We start from the raw sequence: 18747 nt of genomic DNA, 5'->3' as shown, positions 1-18747 counted from the left end.
CCACATCCCACCTGCGAAGCCCCTGTGAACCGGCTCAGAGCGGGTCCGCCCCGCTGCCCTGACCGTCCGGCCCGCCGGTGAGCCGGGTCCGGTCGGCGGAGAAGTCGTTGATCTGCCCGATCGCGCCCCGCACCTGGTCGACCAGGCCGTTGATGCTGTGCTGCTGCTCGTCGGCGACCGCGCGGACCTGACCGATCGCCGTCCGTACGCTCGTGATCGTGTCCGTCATCGTGGCCACCGCCCCGGACACGTCGGTGGCCGTGGTGGTGAGCGTGCCGAGCGTCGCGGTGATCCGTTCGGTGGACTCGGCGGTGTCGTCGGCCAGCTTGCGGACCTCGTCGGCGACCACCGCGAACCCCAGCCCGGCCGGCCCGGCACGGGCCGCCTCGATCGTCGCGTTCAGCGCCAGCATCCGGGTCTGCCCGGCGATCGACGCGATCATCGCCACCATCTCCCGGGTCGCGGGCAGGCTCACCGTCAGCGCCTCGGCGGCCTGATCGGCCTGTGCCGCGTGCCCGGCCATCTGCTCGGTGGCGGCGTGCGCGGCGGCCGCACCGGTGTTGATCTCGTGCACCGAGGCCCGGACCGCGTCCACCCCGCGGACCGCGTCGCCCAGCCGATCGCTGACACCCCCGATGATCTGTTCCGACTCGATCTCCACCCGGCGCAGCATCTCCTCCCGCTGCTGTTCGCGTTCCCGCTGTTCCCGCTCCCGCTCGTGCTCCTCACGGGCCCGCATCCCGGCGAGTTCGGCGGCGTGCCGGTCGATCGCGGCGAGCATGTCGTTGATGGCGTTCCCGACCACGTTGATGTCCGCGTCGTCGGACGGCGGCACCCGCAGCGCCAGATCCCGCGAACTCATGATCTTCTCGGTGGTACGGCGCAGCGGCTTCACCTGGTGCCGGACCGCCCGCCGCATCGCGATGCCGACCGCCAGTCCCGCGATCGCCACCGCCACCAGCACCACCACCGCGAGCTGCGCCAGCGTGACCTGGGCCCGGGCGTGGATCGGCCGGTCGTTGAGACCTTCGAAGGTGACCGGCACCCCGTCCACCCCGGTGATCGTGCAGGACACCGCGATCTCGTCGCCGGCCACCGCGGTGGTGACGGTGATCGGGCCGAACATGCTGTCCAGCTCGCGCTGCACCTCGGCGCCCTCGCGGGGCGACACGGGCATCGTGATGTCTTCGTCGATCTGCCCGGCCAGCGACGCCAGTCCGGCGCGGTCCAGGACCCGCAACAGCAGCAGGTGGCCGTTGGACGACCCGGTCCCCCCATCGCGATAGACCGGGAACGAGCAGAACTCGGTCGGCGTGCCGGTCACGCTGGTCAGCCCGCACAGGGAGGCGCCGGCCGGGCCGTCGCGCAGATAGCCGCGCAGGGTCTCCGGGTCGTCCAGCGGGGCCGGCATGGCCTGGTAGGCGGCGCTCGTGATGCGGCCGCCGGCCCGGATCCGGCCCAGCGGGTCGACGATCATGGCCGCGGAGATCTCGTACTGCCGGGTGAGCACGTCCGGCGGGATGTCGATCGCGAACTGCTCCGCGTCGCCGGTCGCCACGTCGTCGTACAGGGCGGTCCAGATCGAGTTGGTCACCCCGAAGTCGCGCAGCCGCTGCCCGTGGGCGCTGATCGCCACCCGCAACTCCTCGCCCTCACGCGCCAGCAGGGTGTGCTCCAGGCGATCGAAGGCGGACACGGTCACCAGATAGACGGGCACCCCGAGCAGCGCCAGCATGATCGCGACCAGCCCCAACACCGGTAACAGCTCGCCCCGGCGCAGTGCCGCGGCCGGCCGGAATCGCCCCACACGGCTCTGTTCGGCCCGCCGGAGGGCTTGCTGAGCCGGACCACTCAACCACCGGCCCCGGCCGCCGATAGCGGATTCGTGCGGATGAGGGTCCCGATGTGGGCGGGGTGGCTGACGGTGGCGATCATCGCCGCCCTCTGCTACCCCCTGCTTCCCGACGACACTCTCACCGCCAGGATCTATGTCAACGCGGTGGGGCTGTCGTCGGTCGCCGCGATGGTCGTCGGCATCCTGCGCAACCGGCCCCGGCACCGGGGGGCCTGGGCGCTGTTCGCCGCCGGGGCGCTGACCTCCGTCTGCGCGGACATCGTCTACGACGTGACCGAGCTACGGCTCGGCGAGTATCCGTACCCGTCCTGGGCCGACGCGTTGTACCTGGGCGCGTACCCGCTCCTCTGGGCCTCGCTGTCGAGGCTCGGCCGTGGCCAGGGCGACCGGGAGCGGGGCGGCCTGATCGACGCCGCGATCATCTCCACCGGCATCGGGCTGATCTTCTGGGTCTCGGTGGTCGGCCCCACCCTGGAGGACGCCGGCTCCCCGCTGCTGGAACGGCTCGTCACCATCGGCTACCCGCTGGCCGACATCCTGCTGACCACCGCGGTCGCCCGGATGCTCACCCGGCCCGAGAACCGCACCCCCAGCCTGCGCCTGCTCGCGATCGGGTCGGCCATCCTGCTGACCGGCGACCTCGTCTACACGACCATGTCCAGCACCGCGGAGTACACCGGCGGGATCATCGACTCCGGATTCCTGGTGGCGTACGCGTGCTGGGGCGCCGCCGCCCTGCACCCGTCCATGCGGCGGCGCCCGGACACCCACATCGACGTTCAGCGGATCGGCCGTACCCGGCTCGCCGTCCTGGCCGCGTTCACGCTGATCGCCCCCGGACTGCTCTTCCTCCAGGGCGCCACTGACCCCGGTGGCATCGCCTGGATGTCGCTGGGCGTCGGCGCGGTCGTGCTGTTCCTGCTGGTCGTGCTCCGCATGTGGGGCCTGGTCCAGCAGGTCAAGGCGCAGGCGTCCCGCCTCGGCGACCTGGCCATGCACGACGAGCTGACCGGCCTGGCCAACCGCCGTGCCTTCGAGCAGCGACTCGTCGAGGCGGCCGGAGCCGGTTCACCGACCGTGCTGCTGCTCGACCTGAACGGGTTCAAGGCGGTCAACGACCGGTTCGGGCACGCCGTCGGCGACGATCTGCTGGCCGTGGTCGCGCGGCGGATCGCCGCGGAGCTGCCGCCCGAGGCGGTCGCCGCGCGGATGGGCGGCGACGAGTTCGCCGTCATGCTGCCCGCGGACGGCGGCGACGAACTCGCCGCCCGGCTGCGGTCGGCGATCCACCGCCCGGCCCACGTCGGCGGTCACGACCTGCTCGTCGGCGCCAGCGTCGGCATCGCCGACGGCACCGAACCGGTCGAGGTGCTGCGGCGCGCCGACGTCGCCATGTACGCCGCGAAAGCCGACGGTGGCCGGCAACGCCGCTACTCCGCCGACCTCGACGACCGCACCGACGAGGAGGCCCGCCTCGGCGCCGAACTGCGTACCGCCCTGGACCGTGGCGAGTTCCACCTCGTCTACCAGCCCATCGTCGAACTGCCGCACGGCAACGTCGTCGCTGTGGAGAGCCTGGTCCGCTGGTGGCACCCCGAGCGCGGTTACGTCAGGCCCGACGTGTTCATCCCGGTCGCCGAACGCACCGGGCTCATCGTCGAGCTCGGCGAGTGGATTCTGCGGACCGCCTGTCTCCAGTTCGCCGACTGGTGGCGGCGCGGCGTGGCCCCGTACCGCTTCGGTGTCAACGTCTCCGCCCGCCAGCTCGCCGAACCCGGATTCGTCGACATGGTCGCCGCGATCCTCGCCGAAACCGGTGTCCACCCCGCCCGCCTCATCGTCGAGGTCACCGAGACCGCCGTCTTCGGTGGCGGCGCCGCCGTCCGGGCCGTTCACGAACTCAACGGCCTCGGCATCGAGATCGCCCTCGACGACTTCGGCACCGGGCACTCGTCGCTCGGCCTGCTGCAGACCCTCCCGGTCAGCATCCTCAAGGTCGACAAGTCGTTCATCGAGAACGTCACGATGGCCGGGCGCCACGCCGTCATCGCCACCTCCCTGATCCAGGTGGCCAACGGCCTCGGGCTGGTGGCCGTCGCCGAAGGCGTCGAAACGCCGGAACAGGCGGCCGAGCTGTACCGCCTCGGATACCGGCGCGCGCAGGGCTATCACTTCGGCCGGCCGGCGATGGCTCTGCCGGCCCGCACCGAGTCCCACGCCGCCTGACCCCACCGCCCGGCCGGGTCAGGCGTTTGAGGCGGCGCGGAGAGTGGCGGCATAAGGAGAGCGGCAGCGCTGAGGGCCGGCCCGGTTTACACCAGCAGGGGAGCGACCTGGTCGGCCAGCAGGCTGCCCCACACCTGATAGGCGGCCGGGGCCGGATGGAACCCGTCCGGGGCGAACAGGCCCGGCTGGTCGAGCGGCAGGTCGCCGACCGGCAGGTGGTGGAGGGCAGGCGACTCACCGGCGAGGCCGGCGGTGGCCGCGGAGGCGGCGAGGGCGGCCAGCCGGCGGTCGAGACGGCGGGCGTGGGCGCCGAGAAGCAGACGGGCCGGTGCGGGCAGGCCGGGGAAGCGGTGCATCGGCGGGAGGCCGGCGAGCAGCACCGGGACCGGGGATCGGAGGTGGTCGCGGACCGCGACGACCAGCCGGGCGACGTCTCGCTGGAAGGCCGCCGGACGGCGCAGCCGGGTGGTGTCGTTGACGCCGACGACGATCAGGACCACTTCCGGGCGCCAGCCGGCCGCCGGGTCGGTGAGGCCGGGCAGCAGGCCGGCGGCGGTGCGGGCGGTGGCGCCACCGCGCGCGGACACCCGCCAGGAGACGGCACGCCCGAGGCGGGTGGCGAGGGCCTCGGCGAGCCGGCCGGCGAGAGCGCCGGCGTGGTCGGGCGCGCCGAAGCCGGCGGCCGAGGAGTCGCCCAGGATCGCCAGGCGCAGGGCCGGGCCGGGGCCGGAGGTCTGCCCGTGGCAGGGGCCGCTCGCCGGTTTCACGCGGATCATGGCGCCTCCATAACAGGTGTTATTCAATAACACTCGTTATGGTAGGCGGGTGGTGAAGCGTGGTCGAGACCCGCGGGCGGAACTCGTCGAGGCCGGTGCCCGGGTGCTGGCGAGCGAGGGGCCCGGCGCCCTGTCCGCGCGGTCGCTCGCCCGGGCCGCGGGCACGTCGACGATGGCGGTGTACACGCACTTCGGCGGGATGCCGGCGGTGGTCCGGGCGATCATCCACGAGGGCTTCACCCGGCTGGCGGCCGAACTGGCGCTGGTGCCGGCGACCGAGGACCCGGTGACCGACTGTGTGGCCCTCGCGCTCGCCTACCGTCGGGCCGCGCACCGGGCCCCACACATGTACCGGGTGATGTTCGGCGCGACCGGCTTCGCGTTGACGCCGCAGGACCGGGGGGCGGGCCTTCACACGCTGCGGGTGGCGCGGGACGTGATCCCGCGATGCGTCGAGGCGGGACGGTTCCGCCCGGTCGAGCCGTGGGTGCTCACCCGGCAGGGCTGGTGTCAGGTGCACGGGCTGGTCAGCCTCGAACTGGCAGGTTTCTACGCCGGCCCGCCGGGCGGCGACGGCGAGTTCCGCCGTTACCTGGTCAACTTCGCGGTCGGCGCCGGGGACCGGCCCGGCGCGGCCGAAGCCTCGGTGGCGCGGGCCTTCGCGGCCCCGGTCGCCTAGGCCGGGCGGCGCGGTCTCGCGGCCGAGCGGTTACGTCGCGCGGCACGGTCTCACAGGTCGAGCAACACGACGGAGACGGCGGCGACATCGCCGGCCGCCAGGGACTCGGCCGTGCGGACCGCCCGTTTCACCGGCAGCACATAGGAATCGCGGGCGCTGTCCGGGAAGACCGAGGTGGTCCACGACGTGCGGCCCACCGTGGCGCGGACCCGCAGGGACCCGAAGCCACGCCGCAGGCCGCCGGCCCGGTCGCGGATCTCCTCGGCGGCGGCCACCGGCAGGCTCACGAAGGTCCAGCTGTCGCTGCGGCGCGCGTCCCAGATCCACAGTTCACTCTCGAAATCCACCCTCACCCGCGCAGCATGCCACCCGGGTGCGACATTCCCGGCGCGATCGCGTGCGGCATGCCTCCGGGGCTACGGCAGACATGCCACCAGCCTAGGTGGAGCGTGAAGCGGATCAACCCTAAAAAATCCTTAACAATGTTTACTGTTAGGACTCTTTAATTTACGTTGATGAACACGCCGTCCCTCGCTTGAACACCAAGGAGCAAGTGCATGAGACGCAGGTTCGTCCTTCCCGCCCTGACCGTCGCGGCGGTCGGTGGTTCCCTCTTCGTGGCCGTCTCCCCGGCGTCCGCGCACGGTTACATCTCCTCCCCGCCCAGTCGGCAGGCCAACTGCGCCAGCGGCGCGGTCTCCGGGTGCGGTGACATCGTCTACGAGCCGCAGAGCGTCGAGCAGCCCAAGGGCTCGATGCAGTGCAACGGCGGCGGCAGCCGGTTCACCGTCCTCAACGACGACTCCAAGAACTGGCCGGCCGCGACCGTCGGCGCCAGCGTCACCTTCAACTGGGTGCTCACCGCCCGGCACCGGACGTCGACCTGGGAGTACTTCATCGGCGCCAAACGGGTCGCGTCGTTCGACGACAACGGCGCCCAGCCGGGGGCCACCAAGTCGCACACGGTCGACCTGTCCGGCTATCGCGGACGGCAGACCGTGCTGGCCCGGTGGAACGTCGCGGACACGATCAACGCGTTCTACTCGTGCGTGGACGTGAACATCGGCGGCGGCCCGACGACCCCGGCTCCGACCCCGACGGTGACCGTGAGCCCGACGCCGACGCCGACGCCGACGCCGACCCCGACGAACGACCCCGGCGCCACCACCTGGGCTGCCGGGACGGCGTACCCGGTGGGCACCCGGGTGACCTTCGACGGCGCCGCCTACCAGTGCCGGCAGGCGCACACCGCGCTGACCGGCTGGGAGCCCCCGCACGCCGCGGCGCTGTGGGCCGCCGTCTAGCGGGAACGGGCGGCCCGGCGTGCCGGGCCGCCCTCGCCCTCCTGCTGCTGTGCCTGCTGGCCGCGTGCGGTGGCCCCGCTGCGGAGGAGGCGTTCAACGACACCGACGTGATGTTCGCGCAGATGGGCCTGGCCCAGATCACCGAGGGGGACCGGGTCGCGGAGATCGCCGGGAGCGGGGCGGTCAACCCCGAGATCAAGGCGGTCGCCACCGAACTGCGCGGCCAGTGGCGCACCGAGAGCGCCACCCTGCGCGGCTGGCTGGAGCGGTGGAAGCGGCCGGTCGAGGCCGATCCGTCGGCCGGTGCGCACGCCGGGCACGGCGATCTGCACTCGCTGCGCGAGGAGGACTTCGCCGGGCTGCGCGCGCTCGAGGGCGCCGACTTCGACCGGGCCGCGGTGGCCCTGCTGCTCGGCAACCTGCACAACGCGATGGAGACGATCCGGATGGAGGCGACCGCGGGGTCGTACCCCGAAGCCGTCGGCCTGGCCACACGCATGTCGGAGGCGCGGCAGGGCCAGATTGGGAGGCTGCTCGCGCTCGCCGCGGGTTGAAAACCGGGCGAGGAGCACATGCTTGTTTGGGTACGGTCGGCGCATGCCGCGACTGACGTCACCGACCGCCCTCCTGCACGCCTCCTGGATCGAGTCGCGTGACGAGTGGGGCCGTGGCGTCCACCAGGACGGCGCGGGCGTGCGCGAAGCCGACGAGGTCGACTCGCCCGAGGGTTTCGCGGAGTGGGTCGACCGCCTGAACGCCGCGGAGAAGGAGGCGGCCGACGGCTGGGTGCCGTGTTCGTTCCGCTGGATCGTCGAGGGCGACCGCTACCTCGGCGCGATCGCGCTGCGTCACGAGCTGAACGACTTCCTGCTCCGGGCGGGCGGGCACATCGGTTACGGGGTGCGCCCCTCGGAGCGGCACCGCGGCCTCGCCTCCTGGGCGCTCGCCGAGATCCTGCCGGAGGCGCGGGCGCGGGGTCTGAGCCGGGCGCTGGTCACCTGCAACGTCGACAATCTCTGGTCGGCCCGGGTGATCGAGCGCAACGGCGGCGTGCTGGAGGACATCCGCGACACCGAGCTGGGCCCGCTCAGGCGTTACTGGATCGCTCTCTAACCCGCGAGAAAGAGCCGGTCAGCCGCGAGGAACGGCCAGCACGGTGGCCGGCAGCGCCCGCACGGTCTCCCGCAGCGTCCGCAGCAGTCCCGCCACCAGTGGGTCGGTGCGGCGCCGCCGGGCGGTGGCGGCGCCCACGTGCCGGCACGGGCCGGGTGGGATGAGCCGGGCCGCGGTCAGCCCGGCCGAGTCGGCGGTGAGCGCCACCTCGGGGATCATCGCGATCCCCACCCCGGCCCGGACCAGGGACTGCGCGAACTGGTAGTCGGTGCCCCGGCACGCGGTCTCCACCTCGAAACCGGCCATGGCCGCGTAGTGCTCCAGCATCTCGCCGACCGACAGGCAGCCGTGCACCCAGCGCTCCCCGGCGAGTTCGGCGATCGCGAGGGAGGTGCGCCCGGCGTGCCGGTGCCCGGCCGGCAGCACGATCCACATCGGGTCGTCGAGCAGTGGTGTCCAGTCGAGGCCGGCGGGGACCGGCGGCGGCCCGTCGAAGTGGTAGACCAGTGCCAGGTCGGCCGCGCCGGAGCGGACCAGGGTCAGGCTCTCCTCCGGCTCACTCTCGATCACGGTGAGCTCGACACCGGGGCGCTCGACGGTGAATCGGGTGAGCGCGTGCGGCAGGATCCGTTGCCCACCGCTGGTGAACGTGGCCACGGTCAGCGGCTCGGCGCGGGTGGCGGCGAGGCGGGCGATCTCCCGCTCGGCGGTGAGCAACTCGGCGGCGATGGTCGCGGCGGTCTCGGTGAGCACGCGGCCGGCCTCGGTCAGCTCGACGCCGCGGGTGCTGCGCCGGACCACGGGGGTGCCGACGGCCCGCTCCAGCGCGCTGATCTGCTGGGACACCGCGGACGGGGTGAGGCGCAGCTCGGCGGCGGCACGGTTGAAGCTGCCCTGCCGGGCGACCTCGATGAGGACCTGGAGGCGACGCGGATCGATCATCAGTTTTCCTTAACACGGCATCAGCAGGTGACCGCTTCCGCTTATTACCGTACGGGTCCAGTCTGATCTTGTGAATCGTCTCGCCTGGCTCCTGTTCGCGGTGGTCTCGTTCCTCTGGGGCATCCCGTACTTCCTCATCAAGATCGCGATCGAGGATCTGTCGCCGGTCCTCGTGGTCGCCGGCCGCACCGCGATCGCGGCCGCCGTGCTGATCCCGTTCGCGCTGATGCGCGGCACGCTCGGGGCGCTGCGCGGCCGGATGCGGGTGGTCGCGCTGATCGCCGCGGTGCACATCATCGGCCCGTTCCTGTTGATCACCTACGGTGAGCAGCACATCACGTCGTCATTGACCGGCATCCTGATCGCCGTCGAGCCGGTCGTCATCGCGCTGCTGCTGTCGCGGGCCGAGCCGCTCACCCCGGTCCGGATCCTCGGTCTGTTCCTCGGTTTCGCGGGAGTGGTGATCCTGGTGGGCGTGGATCTGTCCGGCGACCGGTACGGCCTGCTCGGCGCGGCCATGGTGCTGGCCGCCGCGGTCAGCTACGCCGTCGCGACGATGCTGGTGCAGCGGCACGCCGCGGACCTCCCGCCGGAGTCGCTGACCGTCGGCACCACGGTGATCACCACGCTGGTGCTGCTGCCGGCGAGCCTCTTCGCCTTGCCGGACGCGCCGGTCGGCGCCGACGCCTGGGGCGCGCTGGCGGTGCTCGGGGTCTTCTGCACGGCGGTGGCGCTGCTGGCGTTCTACAAACTGATCGGCCTCGCCGGGTCGAACCGTGCCGGCCTGGTCACCTACGTCAACCCGGTGGTGGCCGTCCTGCTCGGTGTGGCGCTGTTGAACGAGCCTGTCGGGCCGGGAACCGTGGCAGGTTTCGCCGTGGTCGTCGCGGGGTGCTGGTTCTGCACCCGGCCGGTGCCGGCGCGCGCGGAAGAGAAGATCCTGGAGCCGTCACGCTGAGTGAGGCTAGGTGGAGAGGCCGGCCCGCTATGCGAGCCGGCCTCGCCATCTGATCGGCTCTGACCAGGACTTTTATATAACGCCACGGAGGGCGATGTGTGCTTTTTAGGAATATTTCTAGTTGACGCACAGCGAGACAAAAGGTTGGGCACCCTCCTCTCACAGGTTCGCTGCGAAATCTCTGCCCAATCTTCAAGATCGAAAGTAGGGCCCCGAGAGGAGCGAGATGACAGTGCTGGGGAACGGTGGTCGCGATGCCTGCTGACCGCCCGATCTTCATCGTCGGCTGCCCCCGGTCCGGCACGACGATGCTGCAACTCATGGTGCACGCCCACCCGCGGATCGCGGTCCCGCCGGAGACCCGGTTCCTCCTCGCCGCCTACCAGAGGCGCGCCGTGTTCGGTGACCTCACCGAGCCCGCGCGGCGGCACGGGCTGGCCCGCTACATCGTGGAGTCGGCGCAGTTCGAGGACCTCGGCCTGAACGGCGACGAGGTGACCGCCGCGATCGTCGCCGGCCCGCCGACACTCGGCTCCGCGTGCGGCATCGTCTACCGGATGTACTCGCAGCGCTTCGGCAAGCCCCGCTGGGGCGACAAGCGGCCGCTCTACCTGCGGCACCTGCCGACCATCCTGCGGCTGTTCCCGGACGCGCAGATCATCAACATCATGCGGGACGGGCGGGACTGCGTGGCGTCGCTCAAGGAGACGCCGTGGAAGCCGTCGGAGTTCGACAAGCTGATCGACTACTGGACGAAGTCGGCGGACGCGTCGCTGCTGGCCGAGCGCCGCTACCCGAAAGACGTCTACCACCAGGTCCGCTACGAGGACCTGGTCGCCGACCCGGAACCGCACCTGCGCCGGGTGTGCGAGTTCCTGCGGGAGGACTACGACCCGGCGATGAGCACGCCGAACAAGCTGGCGCCGGTCGCCGTGCCGGAGTACAAGACCTGGCACACGCTGACCCACCGGGCGCCCACCACCGAGCGCGTCCAGAGCTGGCGGACCCGCCTGTCGGCCGAGGAGCTGCGCCGGTGCGAGGAGATGTTCGGTGACCGGCTGGCCCGGTTCGGGTACCAGCCGTCGGCGCCGGTTCCGCGCCTCACCCGGATGCGCTCGGACGCCCGGCTGATCGCCCGGCACCGGCTCGGCCCGGCCAAGCGCGCAGCCCGCGAACTGTGGAGGCGGATCCGGTCGGCCGAGCCGGCCGAGCCGCCGGTCGCCGCCCTGCTCACCGCCGGGCAGCTCGGCGCCCGCCCGGTCAGCTGACCAGCCGGCGCTCCCAGGCCCAGGCGGCGATCTCCACCCGGTTCCGGGTGCCCAACTTGCCGTGGATGCTGCCGAGGTGCGTCTTCACCGTGCCGACCGAGATGAACAGCTCACCGGCGATCTCCGCGTTGGTCTGGCCACGGGCGGTCAGGCGGACCACGTCCAGTTCCCGAGGGGACAGCCCGCCGTCGCCGCCGGCCGGCGCCGGGGCGGCCAGGTGACGCAGCAGCCGGACCGTGATCGACGGGCTGACCAGCGCGTCCCCGGAGGCGGCCGCCCGCACCGCCTCGATCAGCAACGCCGGCCCGGAGTCCTTGAGCAGAAACCCGGCGGCGCCGCCGAGCAGCGCCTGGTGCACGTACTCGTCGAGGTCGAAGGTGGTCACCACGACCACCTTCACCGGCTCGGTGACCTCGGGCCCGGCGAGCAGCCGCAAAGCCTGGAGACCGTCCATCCGCGGCATCCGGATGTCCATCAGCGCGACGTCCGGCTTCAGCCGCCGCGCCTCCGCGACCGCCTCCACCCCGTCGGCCGCCTCGCCGACCACCTCCATGTCCGGCTGGGCTCCGATGATCATGCCGAAGCCGGTCCGGACCATGGCCTGGTCATCGGCGATCAGTACGCGAATCAAGAGACACTCCACTCCAGCGGTAACGCCGCGTCGACGGCCCAACCGCCGTCGACGCCGGGCCCCGCCGTGATCCGCCCGCCCACGGCGCGGACCCGCTCGGCGAGGCCGACGAGACCGTACCCCGGGCGATCACGCGGCGTTGGCGGCCTCGGCGCCGGTCCGTCGTTGGCCACCCTCACCAGCAACTGCGACGGGGTACGGGACAGCCAGACGTCCACCGCGGTCGCCTCCCGCGCGTGCTGGCGGGTGTTGGTGAGCGCCTCCATCACCACCCGGTAGGCCGAGGTCGACACCTCCACCGGCACGGACGCCACATCGCCGTCGACGTGCAGCCTGGCGGGCGGCCCACCGGCGGCGGTGAACTGGTCGATCAGGGCCGCCAGGTCCGGCACCCCCGCGACCGGGGCCAGCGGCGCGTCCGGCCGGGACTCGGGGTCGCGCAGCACGCCGACCATCCTGCGCATCGACGCCATCGTCTCGGCGCCGGCGTGCTCGATCTGCTCCAGGGCCAGCAGCACCCGTTTCGGGTCCTGCTCGGCGATGAACTTCGCGCCCTGCGCCTGCACGACGATGCCGGTCACGTGGTGGGCGATGAAGTCGTGCAGGTCACGGGCGAACTCGGCGCGCTGCTCGGCGCGGACCGCGTCGACCGCCCGCTGCCGGTTGCCCTCCAGCATGCGCAGGTAGACCCCGATGCCGATGGCGGCGGCCCCACCCAGGGCCTGGATCAGGCAGAACACGACGGCTTCGGTGAACAGCCCGGTCCGCAGCGGCAGGACGGCGACCGCCAGGAACACCACCGCCACCGCCGGGGCCGCCCACCTGGCCCGTCCCCGGCGCGCCACCACCATCAGCACGCCCAGCAACGCCAGCGACTCGGCCAGCCCCCACAGCGACCCGCCGGAGCTGTACGGGTAGAGGAGCACGGTCAGGGCCACGGAGTGCAGGCCGAGCAGGATCGCGACCCGGGGCAGCGACACCGAGCCCGGCCGGTGCGCGGGCAGCCACACCGCCGCCGTGGCGACCGCGGTGGCCACCCGCCACAACCCGCCGGCCGCGCCCTCGGACATGAGACCGCCCTGCACGTCGAGGATGCCGAGCAGCGCCAGCACACCGAGGGCCGAGAGCTGGCCCATCCGGAACAGGGTGTGGTTCATCATCGTGACCCAGCGTAGGCGGCCGGCTCCCCGGCCCCATCGGCCGAAAGTAAGAGCCGGCCCCTGACGCCGGGTGGATGCGGTGGGTTGCATAGATCAGCCAGTATCCGTCACGTCCGATTCACAGCGAACTTGGAGCATTCATGCAAAGGCAGCCCACACCCGTCGCCAGTCGTGACAGCCTGGCGGCGGTCGCGGCCGTTGACCTGGTGAAGGTGTACGGCACCGGTGACACCGCGGTCCGTGCGCTCGACGGCGTCACCGTGGGCTTCGAGCGGGGCCGGTTCACCGCGATCATGGGCCCGTCGGGCTCCGGCAAGTCCACCCTGATGCACTGCCTCGCCGGCCTGGACACGGCCACCTCCGGCCAGGTGCTGCTCGGCGGCACCGATCTGACCACCCAGCCGGACAAGGTGCTCACCAAGGCCCGCCGCGAGCGGATCGGCTTCGTCTTCCAGTCGTTCAACCTGCTGCCGCAGCTCACCGCGGCCGCCAACATCACCCTTCCGCTCGACCTGGCCGGCCGCAAGCCGGACACCGAGTTCCAGGACCGGCTGATCGCCACACTGGGCCTGGCCGGACGGCTCGGGCACCTGCCCAGCGAGCTCTCCGGCGGCCAGCAGCAGCGCGTCGCCCTGGCCCGGGCGCTGGTCTCCCGCCCCGAGGTGGTCTTCGCCGACGAACCGACCGGCAACCTCGACTCACGCGCAGGTGCCGAGGTCCTCGCCCTGCTCCGGGACTCGGCCCGTGACCTCGGCCAGACCATCGTCATGGTCACCCACGACCCGGGCGCGGCGGCGTACGCCGACCGCGTCGTCATGCTCGCCGACGGACGGCTGGCCGGGGAGATCCACGCCCCGACCATCGCCGCCGTCACCGACGCCCTGCAGAGCCTGGCGGCCGGCCGATGAGCGTGGTCCTGCGCACCCAGCTCGCCGGGGTGAGCAAGCGGCCGGCCCGGCTGCTGCTCACCGGCCTGGCCGTGCTGGTCGCCTCGTTCGTCGTCTACGCCACCGTGCTCGCCCAGCAGATCACCGAGCGCAGCGTCCTCAACGGCCTCAGCGGCACCCCGGAGGCCGCCGCCCTGGTCGTCCGCAACGGTGAGATCACCACGGGGGATCTCACCGCGATCAGCAAGCTGCCCGGCGTCGCCGAGGCGGTCGCCCGCAGCGAGAGCGGCGTCGAGCTCGGCGCCGGCTACCTCGTCATCAGCGCCGACCCGGGCACCGGGCCGCTGAGCACCGTCACACTGACCGAGGGCCGCTATCCCACGGCGACCGGCGAGATCGCGGTCACCCCGCGGACCGTGGAACGGATGGGGCTGTCCCTCGGCACGACCACGACCGTCGACGTGAACGAGGGCAAGAAGACCACACTCACCGTGGTCGGCGTGGTGGAGCCGCGCGACGACCTCGGCTTCCTGTCGTACGGCTCGGTGGCGACCGTGGCCGCGGTGAACGGCGGCGAGTTCATCGAGCGCGCCGAGCTCCGTCTCGAGCCCGGCACCGATCCGGAATCGGTGCGGGCCGCCATCACGCCCCTGGTCGCGGGGGAGAGCGCGCCGGAGATCGCCACGGGGGCGGACGTCCGGCTCCAGGAGGCCCGCTCGGCCGCCGCGGAGGTCGACCAGCTCTTCATCGTGGTGCGGGTGTTCGTCGCGGTCGCCGTCGTCGCGGCCGGCCTGATCGCCGCCTCCACGTTCCGGATCGTCTTCGCGCAGCGGATGCGGCAGCTCGCCCTGCTCCGCGCGGTCGGCGCCGGCCGTGGCTCGCTGGCCCGCGCGCTCGCCGCCGAAGGCGCCCTCACCGGCCTGATCGCCGGGCTCACCGGGGTGCTCGCCGCGCTGGCCGTCGGCCACCTGGTCCCGCTCGTGGCCGGAGTCTTCGGTGTCGAGCTGTCCCAGCCCGGCCTCCCGCTGGTCCAGGCCGCCGGGACCATCCTGCTGGCCGTGCTGATCACGGTCGTGGCCGTCCTCGCCCCGGCGCTCTCCGCCGCCCGGGTCGCACCCCTGGAGGCGCTGCGCTCGGCCGCGAGCACCGGCGCCAGGCAGGGCATCGGCTGGCTGCGGGCGGCCATCGGCCTGATCCTCGCCCTGGGCGCCGCCGGCCTGGCGGGCATGGTGTGGATGAACCTGCCCGGCCCCGCCGAGAAGGACTACCCGGCCGAGGCGATGCTGCTCAGCGTCGTCGGGTCCGGTGGGCTGGCGTTCATCGCGCTGATCGCGCTCGGACCGGCGCTGGTCCGGCCGGTCCTCGCGATCGCCGGCTGGCCGCTGCGCCGGCTCGGCCCGGTCGGCGAGCTGGCCATCGGCGGCGTCGGCGGCAGCGCCCGGCGCGCGGCGGCGGTGTCGGTGGTGGTCGCGCTCGGCGTCACCCTGGTCACCGGGGTGCTGGTCGGCGGCGACTCGATCCGGATCCTCGCCGAGCGCGAGTCGGTGGCCGCGGCGCCGACCGACTTCGAGCTGAAGGGCGAGGCGGGGACCACGCTGGCGGCCGGGATCGCCGACCGGGCCGCGAAGGCGGCGGAACTCACCCAGGTCACCACGTACCGGCGGGTCGAGGACGTCACGGTGGCCGGCATGGAGAACGCCCGCGCCACCGACCTGTCCACGACGGCGCTGCCCCGGCTGTCCGGCCTCGACGTCAAGGCCGGATCGGTCACCGACCTGGCCGCCGGCAAGGCGGTGATCGCCGGATGGCTCGACGGGCTGGCGGTGGGCGACCCGGTCACGGTCACCCGTGAGGGCAAGTCGGCACGTCTGACGGTCGTGGCCGTCCTCGGCGGTGACGCCCCGCTGCACAGCGAGGTCCTGCTCGACCCCGCCGACCTGACGGCGCTCGGCGTCCCGGCCGCACCGAACGGGCTGCTCGCCGACGCCGCGAAGTCCGGCGAGGACGGCCGCACCGAGGGCCTGCGGGCCCTGCGCTCGATCGCCGCCGCCCAGCCGGGACTCGGCGTCGCGGTGCTCGCCGACCAGCGTGACCAGGTCAACGACGCGCTGGCCGTACTGATGATGATCGCTCTTGCCCTGATCGGCCTGACGGTGCTGATCGCGATCGTCGGCGTCGGCGCCACCACCGCGCTGTCGGTCGTCGAACGGGTCCGGGAGTCCGGCCTGCTGCGCGCGGTCGGGATGTCCCGCGGCGGGCTGCAGACGATGCTCACCACCGAGTCGGCGATGTACGGCGTGATCGGCGCGGTGCTCGGGGTGCTGCTCGGTGTCCCGTACGCCTGGCTCGCCGTCTCGGCCATCGGCCTGAACGCGCCGCTCACCCTGCCGGTGTGGCAGCTCGCCGCGGTCTTCGTGGTGCTCGTGGCGCTGACCGCGCTGGCCGGGGTGCTGCCGGCCCGCCGGGCGGCGCGGGTCAGCCCGGTGACCGCGCTCGGCACCGAGTGACCCGGTGAGCGTGTGGAGTCCGGGTGCGGAGCGCACTCGGACTCCACACGCTCGGTGATCGGTCGGTGCGGGACAGAACGCGTCCGGATCGTTCGGTATGGTTCCGCCGCAACGTACGTCGATCACCGCGGGGGACACGGGGAATGCAGCGCAAGCTCGCGATCGGAATCGGCACGGCGGTCGCCGTGCTCGCAGCGGGCGGCGGAGTCGCCGCCCTGACCTGGCCGTCCGGCTCGGAAGCCGAGGCCGCCGCCCCGGTCGCGACCACCGGATTCCTCGCACCGGACCCGAGTCCGGAACCACCGCGGATCAAGACCGAGCTGAACGCCCTCGGCCTCACCGCCGTCGGCGCCAAGGCGGACCTGCCGGAGCAGAACACGAAGCGGTTCAGCCTGCTCGGCGTCAGCTGGGACGACGGGCGGTCCGCTCCGGACGGCACCATCGAGGTGAAGACCCGCAGCGTCTCCACCGGCAAGTGGTCGGCCTGGCAGTCCCTCGAAGAACGTGACAGCGGCCCGGACGGCACCGAGGCGGCCGACCTCGGCCGCGGCGCCACCGAGCCGCTGTGGGTCGGCCCGTCCGACGGGGTGGCCGCCCGCGTCGCGGGCAAGGGCTCCGGCTTGCCCGCCGGCCTGCGCCTGGACCTGGTCGACCCGGGCAGCGAGCCCGGCGGCCGTGGCGCCGGCGAGCCGTCCACCAGCGCCTCGCCGAGCCCGTCCCCGACGGATACGGAGAACGGCGAGCCCCCGGCCGAGGAGGAGCTCCCGGTCGTGGAGGATCCGCCGGTCGAGGGCGACGGCCCGGTCGAGGACATCCAGGAGGTTCCCTCCGCCGAGCCGGCCCTGGTCGAGGAGAGCCCGGCTCCGGTGCGGGCGGACCCGAAGGCGGTGATCAACTCGGCGGTCGAGGAGGTCACCACCCCGCCGGCCGCGTCGTCCGTGCCGACCGTCGCGCCCACCTCCACGGTTCCGGTGAAGGCGCAGTTCCCGCCGTACTACTCGCGCAGGGCGTGGAGCGCCGACGAGACCATCGTGTCGAAGGGCGCCATCGCCCTCGCCTCCGACGTGCGGGTGGTGTTCCTGCACCACACCGCGCACGGCGAGAAGGCGAACGAGTACGAGTGCGCGGACGCCCCGGCGATCATCCGGGCCATCCAGAGCTACGACGTCAAGATCGACGGCTTCTCCGACCTCGGCTACAACTTCCTGGTCGACAAGTGCGGGCGGCTCTACGAGGGACGTACCGGCGGGGTCGAGAACGCCGTCGTGCCGGCCGCGACCAAGGGCTACAACACCGGCTCGGTGGCGATCGCGGTGATCGGCAACTACGAGACCGCGCAGTCGACGGCGGCCATCGAGACGATCGTCGCGCAGGTGGCGGCCGCCCGCCTCGGCAAGTACGGCTACAACCCGACCAGCAGCGGCGACCTGAACGGCAAGACGTTCGTCCGGCTCTCCGGCCACCGCGACGCGACCGCCACCGCCTGCCCGGGCAAGAACCTCTACGCGCGGCTGCCGGAGATCCGGAGCAGGTCGCAGGCGATGGTCACCGGCATGGAGCTGAAGTCGGTCACCGGCGGCGGTTACTCCGGCGGAGACTACTACGTGCGCGACTCGGCCACCCTGACCTGGGCCGTCGCCAACGCGTCCACCGAGGTGGAGAAGTTCGAGGTCCTGCTCGACGGGCAGGTCGTGAGGACGCTGCCCGGCGGCGACCGCAGCGTGACCGTGGCCATCCCGGCCGGCGCCCACGGCGTCACGATCCGTGCCGTGCACACCTCCGGCAGCACGGCCCGGGTCGGCGTGACCGTCTACGGCGACACCACCGCGCCCGTCTACCGCGGCCCCCTGCCGCTGAACCTGGTCGGCGGCACCTACAGCACCACCTCGATCCCGGTCCGGCTCGGCCTCACCGGCGCCGACAACCTGAAGTTCGCCGGTTACACGGTGAGCCGCCCGCGGTCGGCCAACCTCGGCCCGGTCGGTAGCTGGACCACCACGGTCCGCCCCGGCAACACGGTCTGGACCGTCACCGCCCGCGACATGTCCGGCAACACCCGGGCCGCGTCGATGACCCGCGGCGTCGTCCTCGCCCCGGAGACCGGCGCCAAGAAGACCGGCTCGTGGACGAAGCGGAGCAGCAAGAAGTACCTGAGCGGCAAGGCGCTGGCCGCGACGCGCAAGAACGCGAAGCTGACCTACACCTTCACCGGACGGTCCGCCGCGCTGCTGTTCTCCCGCGGCGCCAAGACCGGCAAAGCGTACATCTACCTGGACGGCAAGAAGGTCGCCACGATCGACACCCGCGCCGGGTCCACGAAGTACCGCCAGGCGCTGTGGGTGTCGTCGACGAAAGCGAAGAAGCACACCGTCCAGATCGTGGTCGCCGGCACGTCCGGCCGGCCCGCCGTGGTGTCGGACGGCCTCGCCTACATCAAGTGA

General features: G+C 72.6%; 16 protein-coding genes. 10 read left to right on the top strand and 6 right to left on the bottom strand.

The features are described from left to right. Positions 1–34 precede the first annotated feature (34 nt). Positions 35–1756, bottom strand: coding sequence for a methyl-accepting chemotaxis protein (locus QLQ12_RS15695; protein ID WP_282760615.1), 1722 nt, complete (start codon positions 1754–1756; stop codon positions 35–37). Between the two features lie 135 nt (positions 1757–1891). On the opposite strand from QLQ12_RS15695, the gene QLQ12_RS15690 reads away from it, so the two are divergent. Continuing rightward, positions 1892–4081, top strand: a complete 2190-nt coding sequence (locus QLQ12_RS15690; RefSeq protein WP_282760613.1) for a putative bifunctional diguanylate cyclase/phosphodiesterase — start codon at positions 1892–1894, stop codon at positions 4079–4081. Positions 4082–4167: 86 nt separating this feature from the next. Here QLQ12_RS15690 and QLQ12_RS15685 read toward each other — a convergent pair whose 3' ends face one another. Continuing rightward, entirely contained in the window at positions 4168–4857 is a 690-nt protein-coding gene (locus QLQ12_RS15685) for an SGNH/GDSL hydrolase family protein (RefSeq protein WP_282760611.1), read from the bottom strand. A gap of 49 nt (positions 4858–4906) precedes the next feature. Here QLQ12_RS15685 and QLQ12_RS15680 point away from each other — a divergent pair, with 49 nt between their 5' ends. Further along, the gene (locus QLQ12_RS15680; protein WP_282760609.1) at positions 4907–5536 is read left to right on the top strand and encodes a TetR/AcrR family transcriptional regulator; all 630 of its coding nucleotides are present in this window, start codon (positions 4907–4909) and stop codon (positions 5534–5536) included. A 50-nt stretch (positions 5537–5586) separates the two neighbouring features. Here QLQ12_RS15680 and QLQ12_RS15675 read toward each other — a convergent pair whose 3' ends face one another. Further along, positions 5587–5889, bottom strand: a complete 303-nt coding sequence (locus QLQ12_RS15675) for a DUF1905 domain-containing protein (RefSeq protein WP_282760607.1) — start codon at positions 5887–5889, stop codon at positions 5587–5589. A gap of 204 nt (positions 5890–6093) precedes the next feature. Here QLQ12_RS15675 and QLQ12_RS15670 point away from each other — a divergent pair, with 204 nt between their 5' ends. From QLQ12_RS15670 to QLQ12_RS15660, 3 genes are read left to right on the top strand one after another with little or no spacing between them, the layout of a single operon-like run. After that, positions 6094–6840: a lytic polysaccharide monooxygenase gene (locus QLQ12_RS15670; protein ID WP_282760605.1), complete on the top strand. Its 747-nt coding sequence runs from the start codon at positions 6094–6096 to the stop codon at positions 6838–6840. Further along, the gene (locus QLQ12_RS15665; RefSeq protein WP_282760603.1) at positions 6825–7394 is read left to right on the top strand and encodes a DUF305 domain-containing protein; all 570 of its coding nucleotides are present in this window, start codon (positions 6825–6827) and stop codon (positions 7392–7394) included. Before QLQ12_RS15670 ends, QLQ12_RS15665 begins: the two co-directional genes overlap by 16 nt. Before the next feature lie 43 nt (positions 7395–7437). Beyond that, positions 7438–7953, top strand: coding sequence for a GNAT family N-acetyltransferase (locus QLQ12_RS15660; RefSeq protein ID WP_282760601.1), 516 nt, complete (start codon positions 7438–7440; stop codon positions 7951–7953). An 18-nt stretch (positions 7954–7971) separates the two neighbouring features. Here QLQ12_RS15660 and QLQ12_RS15655 read toward each other — a convergent pair whose 3' ends face one another. Further along, entirely contained in the window at positions 7972–8895 is a 924-nt protein-coding gene (locus tag QLQ12_RS15655; protein ID WP_282760599.1) for a LysR family transcriptional regulator, read from the bottom strand. A 70-nt stretch (positions 8896–8965) separates the two neighbouring features. Between QLQ12_RS15655 and QLQ12_RS15650 the strand changes: the two genes are divergently transcribed. Beyond that, positions 8966–9853, top strand: a complete 888-nt coding sequence (locus tag QLQ12_RS15650; RefSeq protein WP_282760598.1) for a DMT family transporter — start codon at positions 8966–8968, stop codon at positions 9851–9853. 254 nt (positions 9854–10107) lie between these two features. Next, positions 10108–11121, top strand: a complete 1014-nt coding sequence (locus QLQ12_RS15645; protein ID WP_282760596.1) for a sulfotransferase family protein — start codon at positions 10108–10110, stop codon at positions 11119–11121. Here the strand turns inward: QLQ12_RS15645 and QLQ12_RS15640 are convergent. Together QLQ12_RS15640 and QLQ12_RS15635 are read right to left on the bottom strand one after the other, a co-directional pair. Further along, the gene (locus tag QLQ12_RS15640) at positions 11114–11752 is read right to left on the bottom strand and encodes a response regulator (RefSeq protein ID WP_282760595.1); all 639 of its coding nucleotides are present in this window, start codon (positions 11750–11752) and stop codon (positions 11114–11116) included. The two genes, QLQ12_RS15645 and QLQ12_RS15640, sit on opposite strands and share 8 nt — an antisense overlap. Continuing rightward, on the bottom strand, positions 11749–12912 hold the full coding sequence (locus QLQ12_RS15635) for a sensor histidine kinase (protein WP_282760593.1): 1164 nt from the start codon (positions 12910–12912) through the stop codon (positions 11749–11751). Before QLQ12_RS15635 ends, QLQ12_RS15640 begins: the two co-directional genes overlap by 4 nt. Before the next feature lie 140 nt (positions 12913–13052). On the opposite strand from QLQ12_RS15635, the gene QLQ12_RS15630 reads away from it, so the two are divergent. The 3 genes from QLQ12_RS15630 to QLQ12_RS15620 all read left to right on the top strand — a co-directional run bounded on the left by QLQ12_RS15630 (position 13053) and on the right by QLQ12_RS15620 (position 18747). Further along, entirely contained in the window at positions 13053–13820 is a 768-nt protein-coding gene (locus tag QLQ12_RS15630) for an ABC transporter ATP-binding protein (protein WP_282760592.1), read from the top strand. Then, positions 13817–16306, top strand: coding sequence for an FtsX-like permease family protein (locus tag QLQ12_RS15625; protein ID WP_282760591.1), 2490 nt, complete (start codon positions 13817–13819; stop codon positions 16304–16306). The genes QLQ12_RS15630 and QLQ12_RS15625 overlap by 4 nt, the downstream gene beginning before the upstream one ends. 143 nt (positions 16307–16449) lie before the next feature. Beyond that, the gene (locus QLQ12_RS15620; RefSeq protein ID WP_282760590.1) at positions 16450–18747 is read left to right on the top strand and encodes an N-acetylmuramoyl-L-alanine amidase; all 2298 of its coding nucleotides are present in this window, start codon (positions 16450–16452) and stop codon (positions 18745–18747) included.

The organism is Actinoplanes sandaracinus (assembly GCF_030009775.1).
Lineage (GTDB): Bacteria > Actinomycetota > Actinomycetes > Mycobacteriales > Micromonosporaceae > Actinoplanes > Actinoplanes sandaracinus.
Note: the sequence above shows the minus strand (reverse complement) of the source record. Positions and strands in the feature narration are given on the sequence as shown.